The sequence below is a fragment of the Methylobacterium trifolii genome (genome assembly GCF_022179685.1).
In the GTDB taxonomy this organism is placed as follows: domain Bacteria; phylum Pseudomonadota; class Alphaproteobacteria; order Rhizobiales; family Beijerinckiaceae; genus Methylobacterium; species Methylobacterium trifolii.
The window spans coordinates 37,920-44,930 of sequence record NZ_BPRB01000028.1; the positions used below are offsets into that span (position 1 = coordinate 37,920).

6 protein-coding genes are annotated in these 7,011 nt (G+C 72.6%); 1 reads left to right on the top strand and 5 read right to left on the bottom strand.

Going from position 1 to position 7,011, the window contains the following annotated elements; all coding sequences use genetic code 11:
* Positions 1-83: 83 nt before the first annotated feature.
* The 4 genes from COGEMETH_RS02295 to COGEMETH_RS02310 form a co-directional block, all read right to left on the bottom strand.
* On the bottom strand, positions 84-2,228 hold the full coding sequence (locus COGEMETH_RS02295; protein ID WP_238181007.1) for a TonB-dependent receptor: 2,145 nt from the start codon (positions 2,226-2,228) through the stop codon (positions 84-86).
* Positions 2,229-2,354: 126 nt separating this feature from the next.
* Entirely contained in the window at positions 2,355-2,987 is a 633-nt protein-coding gene (locus tag COGEMETH_RS02300; RefSeq protein ID WP_238181008.1) for a MarR family winged helix-turn-helix transcriptional regulator, read from the bottom strand.
* Positions 2,988-3,132: 145 nt separating this feature from the next.
* Positions 3,133-3,522 carry a response regulator gene (locus COGEMETH_RS02305; RefSeq protein WP_238181009.1) on the bottom strand — a complete coding sequence of 130 codons (390 nt, stop codon included), beginning with the start codon at positions 3,520-3,522 and terminating at the stop codon, positions 3,133-3,135.
* Between the two features lie 150 nt (positions 3,523-3,672).
* Positions 3,673-4,908: an adenosylmethionine--8-amino-7-oxononanoate transaminase gene (locus COGEMETH_RS02310; protein ID WP_238181014.1), complete on the bottom strand. Its 1,236-nt coding sequence runs from the start codon at positions 4,906-4,908 to the stop codon at positions 3,673-3,675.
* Positions 4,909-4,989: 81 nt separating this feature from the next.
* Between COGEMETH_RS02310 and COGEMETH_RS02315 the strand changes: the two genes are divergently transcribed.
* Complete coding sequence (locus COGEMETH_RS02315; RefSeq protein WP_238181010.1) at positions 4,990-6,114, top strand: aminotransferase class I/II-fold pyridoxal phosphate-dependent enzyme; 1,125 nt, start codon at positions 4,990-4,992, stop codon at positions 6,112-6,114.
* 22 nt (positions 6,115-6,136) lie between these two features.
* On the opposite strand, the gene COGEMETH_RS02320 is transcribed toward COGEMETH_RS02315, so the two are convergent.
* A complete protein-coding gene (locus COGEMETH_RS02320) occupies positions 6,137-6,745 on the bottom strand; it encodes a TetR/AcrR family transcriptional regulator (protein WP_238181011.1) in 609 nt (202 codons plus the stop codon).
* Between the last annotated feature and the right edge of the window lie 266 nt (positions 6,746-7,011).

A 7,011-nucleotide genomic window follows, 5' to 3' on the forward strand; every position in this document is an offset into this window, starting at 1 on the left:
CGCGGTCCGGAACGGTCCGCGTTCAGCCAACGCCGCAGCCGGGCCTAGGATCAGAGCCATGATGACGCGTGGCGTCGTCCGGCTCAGAAGCGGGCGGTGAGGAAGAGCCGGAGGTTGCGCCCCGGCAGCAGGATCTCGTCCTTCTTGAAGGAGGCCGAGTTGCGGATGCGGTCGTCCAGCAGGTTGCGCCCTTGCAGGCCCAGCGTCACCTCGCTGGCGCCGTAGAGGGCCGGGTCCAGGGGCTTGGTGTAGCTGACCTCGGCCCGCAGGTCGTCCCAGCCCGGCGTCGTGGTCTCGAACGGCGCGATCTCGGTGTGGGCGAAGGCGTGGAGCAGGTTCACCCGCGCGAACCAGCCGTCCGCCCGCACGAACAGGCCGCCGCCGACCCGGTGGGGCGGGATGCGCGGCACGTAGGACCCGTCGTCGAACTGCGCGCGGACGAAATCGTACTGCGCCTCGATGCCGGCCCAGCCGCTGTCGACCGCGAAGGCGTCGAGCTGCGCGCCGATCTCGGCCCCGTAGAAGGTCGCGTTCTGCTGCGAGTAGACGATCTGGCGCAGCTCGTCGTCGCTGCCGCAGGAGCCGAAATCGTCGCCGCAGCGGATTCCGGTGTCGCGCTTGTAGATGAAGCCGGTGTAGCGGGTGAAATAGCCGGTGGCGTCCAGGCGCAGCGGCCCCTCCGCCCGGCGCAGGCCCACCTCGACGGTGCGCGCGCGCTCCAGCCGCAGGGTGGGATTTCCGATCTCGAAGGTCTCGGTCGCGTCGTGCGGCCCCTGCGAGAACAGCTCGTAGGCGGTCGGCGCCCGCTCGACGTAGCTGCCGTTCAGGCTGCCGACGAAGCCGTAGGGCAGGTCCTGGAGGGCGCCGAAGCTGAGGCTCTTCGGGGCGAATTTGCGCCGCAGCCCGTAGGCCAGGGGGTCCTGCCCGTCGACGGGCAAGTCATCGCTGGGGAATTGCCGCGCGGTGCTGGTCGAGCGGTCGCCCTCGATCCGCCCGGCCGCCTGGACGCGCAGGCCGCCTCCCACGTCGAGTTCCTCGAACAGGTAGACCGCGTTCGAGCGCGCCTCGGTCGGCGGCAGGAAGCTCTCCCCTTGCGTGTTGAGCACGCGCCGGCCGGTCTGGAGACCGAGCGCCCCTGTGAGCGTGCCGAGCGCGGTGAAGACCGGAACGTGCTGGAGTTCGACCCGCCCTTCCGCCTCGCGGTTCTTGAAGGTCGCCTGGATGCCGTCGATCCCGTCGCCGCCGATGCCGGTCTCGTCGTGCCGGTAGACCGAGCCGCCGGCCCAGAACCGGATCGCCGCGAAGGGCCCTTCCAGGGGCCGGTACTCGCCGCGGGCCAGCACCCGGTCCTGGCGCGGGTCGAGGCGGGTGCGGCTCTGCGCGGCCTCGCCGCCCGGGATCTGGTAGAGGGCGTCGTAGTGGCTGTAGGACAGGCCGACGAAGCCGCGGTCGCCGATGAACGACAGTCCCACCGATCCGCCCTGCGTCTCGGTGGCGGAGTTGCGCTGGATGCCCGACGGCGTCGCGTAGCTGTCGGTCGCCGTCCTGAAGCCGTCGGCGTGGACCGCGACGCCGTCATAGCCCGCATCGACGGAGGCCGCGCCCAGGCGGCCGTTGTCCACGCTGGTATAGCCCGTCGTCACCTGCCCCGCGATGCCGCGCGCGGGGATGAAGGTCGGCACCCGGTTGTTCTCGGCCGAGACCACGCCGCCGATCGCCTGCGAGCCGTAGCGCAGGGTCGCCGGGCCCCGGATCACCTCGATGCGGTCGGCTGCCAGCGGGTTGAACGGCACCGCATGGTCCTCGCCGAGCTCCGACACGTCGCCGATCGAGACGCCGTTCTCCTGAATGCGGACGCGGGCGTTGTCGAGGCCGCGGATGATCGGGCGGGAGGCCGCGCCCGGCGCGTAGGTCGAGGCCGAGATGCCGGGCCGGTCGGAGAGCGCATCGCCCAGGGTGCGCGGCTGGTCGCGGGCGATCTGGTCCCGGCTCACCACCGTGACCGGCGAGAACGCGTTCGCCGCCACCGGCAGCAGCCCGACGGGCAGCGTGGTCGCGGCGCCGATGGTGCCCGGCGCCTGGATCGGGCTCGCGGCCGTGACGCTGAGTTCCTCCAGGGTCACGGCGGGCGAAGCCTGTGCGAGGGCGGCCGATGGCAGCGCGAGGCAGCAGAGGCTCGTCGCCACCAGGGTGCCGGCGGCGAACCGTATGCGGTCGAGGGGTGGCATGGGCATCCGTTAGAGATGTTATGTTATAACAATCTCTCCTTACGACGGGCTCCGCAACGGGCAAGGCAGGCCACGGCCGCGAGCGTCCAGATGCGTAACGTTATTACAACACCATCTCGCCGTGGATCAGAAGGCCTGCGGCGCCGATGCGTCGGCGAGGGCCGCCTCCGGCTCGTCCTCGTCGGACTCGATCTCGGCGTCGGCCTCCGTCTCGTGGCCGGAGACGCCTGCCGCATCCGCGAGGCTGCGGGCGGCCTTGCGCAGGAGCTTGCGCAGGCGGCGCTTCTCCTTGCCGTCGAGGCCGCCGAGGAGTTCGGCCTCCACGTCGTCCCAGATCCGCTCGATCGCATCCGCCTTCGCCAGCCCCGCCTCGGTGAGGCGCACGCGCACGATCCGCCCGTCGCCGGCCTCGGCCCGGCGCTCGACGAAGCCGAGGGCGGCCAGCCGCGAGATCGTCTTCGAGGCGGTGGGCGGGCGGACCCGCAGGGTCGCGGCGAGGTCCCCCATCGTCATGGTGCCGGCCGCGGCGAGGGCCTGCACCACCTGCTCCTGTCCGGCGAACAGACCGAGCCCCGCCAGCCGGTCGCCGATGCGGGAGCGATGCAGCCGCGCCGCCTGGACCAGGGCCCAGCCGACGCTCTTGGCACCGGGGGGGCGGGCGCGCTTGGGGGACCCGGTCGCGGCCTTGTCCTGCTTCGCCTTGCCGGTCACGGGGATGCCTGGGATGTCGCCGACTGAAGATTCGTCCGCCGCTGGCATGGTGCACCCCACTGCCCGCGCGTCCAGGCGCGGAGACCCGGAACCCCACGGGTCCGAGTCTTCTGTACGGGGCATGTGCCCCGCGCCTGTGAAGGTGCGATGACAAAGCTTTGCCGGGACGCGATCGTCCTCGGCAAAGGGCCTTTCAGCAGGGCATCAGTCGGCGCAGGCGCTCCAGGATGTCCTCTCCCGTGCAGGGGCGGGCAATGAACTGCGCGCCGGCCGGCATCCGCTCCGGATCGGGCGCCGCCCGGCCCGAGACGATCAGGATCGGCAGTTGCGGGCGGGCCTCGGCGACGGAACTGGCCAGTTCGAAGCCGTTGGTCTTGCCCGACAGTTCCACGTCGGTGACGAGCCCGCAGATGTCGGGCCGCGCCTGGAGGATGCTGAGCGCCCGCTCGGCGGACGCGCATTGGACGGTCTCGTAGCCGCCGTCTTCGAGGACGTCGCCGAGGTCCATGATGGTCAGCGCCTCGTCCTCGACGAGGAGGATCACGGGCCGATCGTCCTGGGGACTCGTCTGCTCGCTCGTCACGATGTGCAACCCTCCAGCGTTCTGTCCGGGGACCGGTCCGTGCTCACGGAACCGGCCTCGCCGCGCGCATTCCAGCCGATGTCCCAACGAGAGAGACGCCGTCCGGTTGCAGCGGGCCTCGATCCCGCATCACGCGAATGCGAGCGCGCCTCAGGCGCTCCGCAAGGCCTCTGCCACCACGCTCGCGACCAGCAGGTCGAGGTCGGCCGGCCCGATGGTGAGCGCCGGCGTCAGGTAGAGCACGTCGCCGAACGGCCGCACCCAGACGCCGCGCTCGACGAGGCGCGCCTTGAGGACGGCGAGGTCCGGGGGGCTCGCGAACTGCACCGCGCCGATGGCGCCGAGGACGCGCACGTCCCGGATGCCGGGCCGGCCGCGCAGCACCGCGAGCCCCTCGGCGAGGCGCGCCTCGATCGTGCGCGCCTGGGCCAGGCGGGGCTCCCGCTCGAACAGGTCGAGGCTGGCATCGGCCGCCGCACAGGCGAGCGGGTTGGCCATGAAGGTCGGCCCATGCATCAGGGCGGCGGCCGGATCGTCGGACCAGAACGCCTCGAACACCGCGCCCGTGGCGACCGTCGCGGCCAGCGCCATGGTGCCGCCGGTCAGCGCCTTCGACAGGCAGAGGATGTCGGGCACGATTCCCGCCTGCTCGCAGGCGAACAGGGTGCCGGTGCGGCCGAAGCCCGTGAAGATCTCGTCCAGGATCAGCGGCAGCCCGTGCCGGCGGGCGAGGCGGGCGACGGTGGCCAGCACCTCCGGTGGATGCATGCGCATGCCGCCCGCCCCCTGCACCAGGGGCTCCACGATCACCGCCGCGAGTTCGTGGCGATGGAAGGCGAGGACGGCATCGAGGGCGGCGGTCTCCGCATCCGTCCCGGGCAGATCGCAGAAGACCTGGGCCGGCAGGTAGGCGCCGAAGCGGCGATGCATGCCCTCGTCGGGATCGCAGGCCGACATCGCCCCCATCGTGTCGCCGTGGTAGCCGCCACGGAAAGACAGAACGCGAGTGCGGCCGGTGACGCCCCGGTTGAGCCAGGACTGGACGGCCATCTTCAGGGCCACCTCGACGGCGACCGAGCCCGAATCGGTGAAGAAGACGTGGTTCAGGTCCCCGGGCAGGAGGGCCGCGAGGCGGGCGGCCAGCCGCTCGGCCGGCGCATGGGTGAGGCCGCCGAACATCACGTGCGGCATGGCCTCAAGCTGCGCCGCGACCGCTGCGGCGATGTGCGGGTGGTTGTAGCCGTGCACCGCCGTCCACCAGGAGGCGATGCCATCCACCAGTTCCCGCCCGTCGGCCAGCACGATGCGCGAGCCGTGGGTGCGCACCGCCTCCAGGGGGGGCGCCGCCGTCTTCATCTGCGTGTAGGGCCGCCAGAGTGCCGTCATCGCCGCCCGGATGACCCCCCGATGGGCGGGGGTCAAGGCGAGGCTTGACATCCCACCGCCTGCCGGGGCCATCACCCGGTCATGGACAGCCTCGAATCCTTCGCGCAGGCCAAGCTCGCCGGCCTGGAGGCGGGCGCCCTGCGGCGCCGGCTGGTGCCGACCCTGCGGGGGGCGGAGTCTTCGGCCGAACGCGGGGGACGCGCCCTCGTCTCGTTCTCCTGCAACGACTACCTCGGCCTCTCCCACGATCCGCGGGTGGTCGCGGCGGCGCAAGGGGCGGTGGCGGCCTTCGGTGCCGGGGCCGGCGGCTCGCGGCTGGTGGCCGGCAACCACCCGGTGCTGACGCGGCTCGAAGAACGGCTCGCCCGCCACAAGGGCACGGAGGCGGCCCTCGTCTTCGGCAGCGGCTACCTCGCAAACCTCGGCATCACCCCGGCGCTCGCCGGCCCCGGCGACCTGATCCTCGTGGACGAACTCGCCCATGCCTGCATGTGGGGGGGCGCGCGCCTCTCCGGCGCCCGCGTCGTGAGCGTGCGCCACAACGACGTCTCCGACCTCGCCCGGCTGCTCGCCGAGCACCGGGGCGCCCACCGCCGCGCCATGGTCCTGACCGAGCGGGTCTTCAGCATGGACGGCGACCGGGCGCCCATCGGCGACATCCTGGGCGTCGCCGAGGCGCACGATGCCTGGGTGCTGGTGGACGACGCCCACGGCCTCGGCGTGGTCGAGGCCGGCCCGCGGGCGCCCCTCGAAATGGGCACCCTGTCGAAGTCGCTCGGCTCCTACGGCGGCTACCTCTGCGCCTCGCAGGCCGTGATCGACCTCCTCGTCAGCCGCGCCCGCAGCTTCGTCTACACCACCGGCCTGCCCCCCGCCTCGGCGGCGGCGGCGTTGGAGGCCCTGACGATCCTCGAAGCGGAGCCGGAACGCGGGGCGAAGCCCCTGCTTCTGGCCCGCCGCTTCACCGCCCGCCTCGGGCTCCCCGAGGCCGAGAGCGCGGTCGTGCCGGTGCTGGTGGGCGAGGCGGAGGCGGCGCTCGCCCTGTCGGCGGCCCTGGAGGCGGCGGGCTTCCTGGTGGTGGCGATCCGCCCGCCCACCGTGCCCCCCGGCACGGCCCGCCTGCGCGTCGCCTTCTCGGCCGCCCACGACGCGGCGCAGGTCGACGCCCTCGCCGGCGTCCTGGCGGCGCTGACCGGCCGGAGCTGATCGCGAACGTTTGTTTCGGCGCCTACGCCAGCACCCGCTCCACCAGCATCCGCGCCAGGGTTTCGGGCGGTTCCGGCGTCATGGCGCCGAGCTTGCCCGAGGTCGAGAGGGCGGCGAGCCCGTGCAGGGCCGCCCACAGGGCGGCGACGGTGCGGGCCCGCTCCTCGGCTTGCGGGACCAGGGGCGCCAGCACCGTGTCCACGAGGCCGACGGCCTGCGCCAGGGCCTCCCCGTGCCAGTCCGGCACCGTCGTGCCGGGCGCCAGCGCGTATTCGTGGACGAGGCTCCAGACCAGGGGGTCCGCCCCGACGAAGGCGAGGTAGCTCTTCGCAAGCACCAGGGCGTTGACCCGCGCATCGGCTCCGGGCTCCAGGCTCCCGCCCAGCGCCGCGTGCAGGCGGCGGAAGGTTCGGGCGTTGACCCGCAGCACCACCTGATCGAGATCGCCCACCCCGTTGTAGATCGAGTTCGGCGCGTAGCCGATCGCGGCCGCTAGCCGGCGCATGCCGAGGGCGCGCGGCCCTTGCGCCCGCACGATGCCCTCGGCCGCCTCGGTGACGAGGGCGACGAAGGCCTCGCGATCGTGCTCGCCGCGGGGACCGGCCTGCTTCTTTCGCGCAACTCTCGCCATGCACGTCTCGAAGCCTGTTCGCGCCGCCGTGTCGAGGGCGTTGAAGCCATTGGGGAAGCCATGAGACGGCCGGCGCAGGCAAGCCGCACCGCCCTGCCTGAAATGCAGGCGGATCGGGGCGGCTGCGCCAAAAAGATTGACATGCCGTTGTTGTCACGGCGGCAACGCATGACCGGCGTGCAAGCCTGACCGTTGCCGAACCCCCTGGCTCTCGGGTCCGGGCGTCCGCATATTGCGCTGCAACATGGATCGGGCGACAGGCCCGA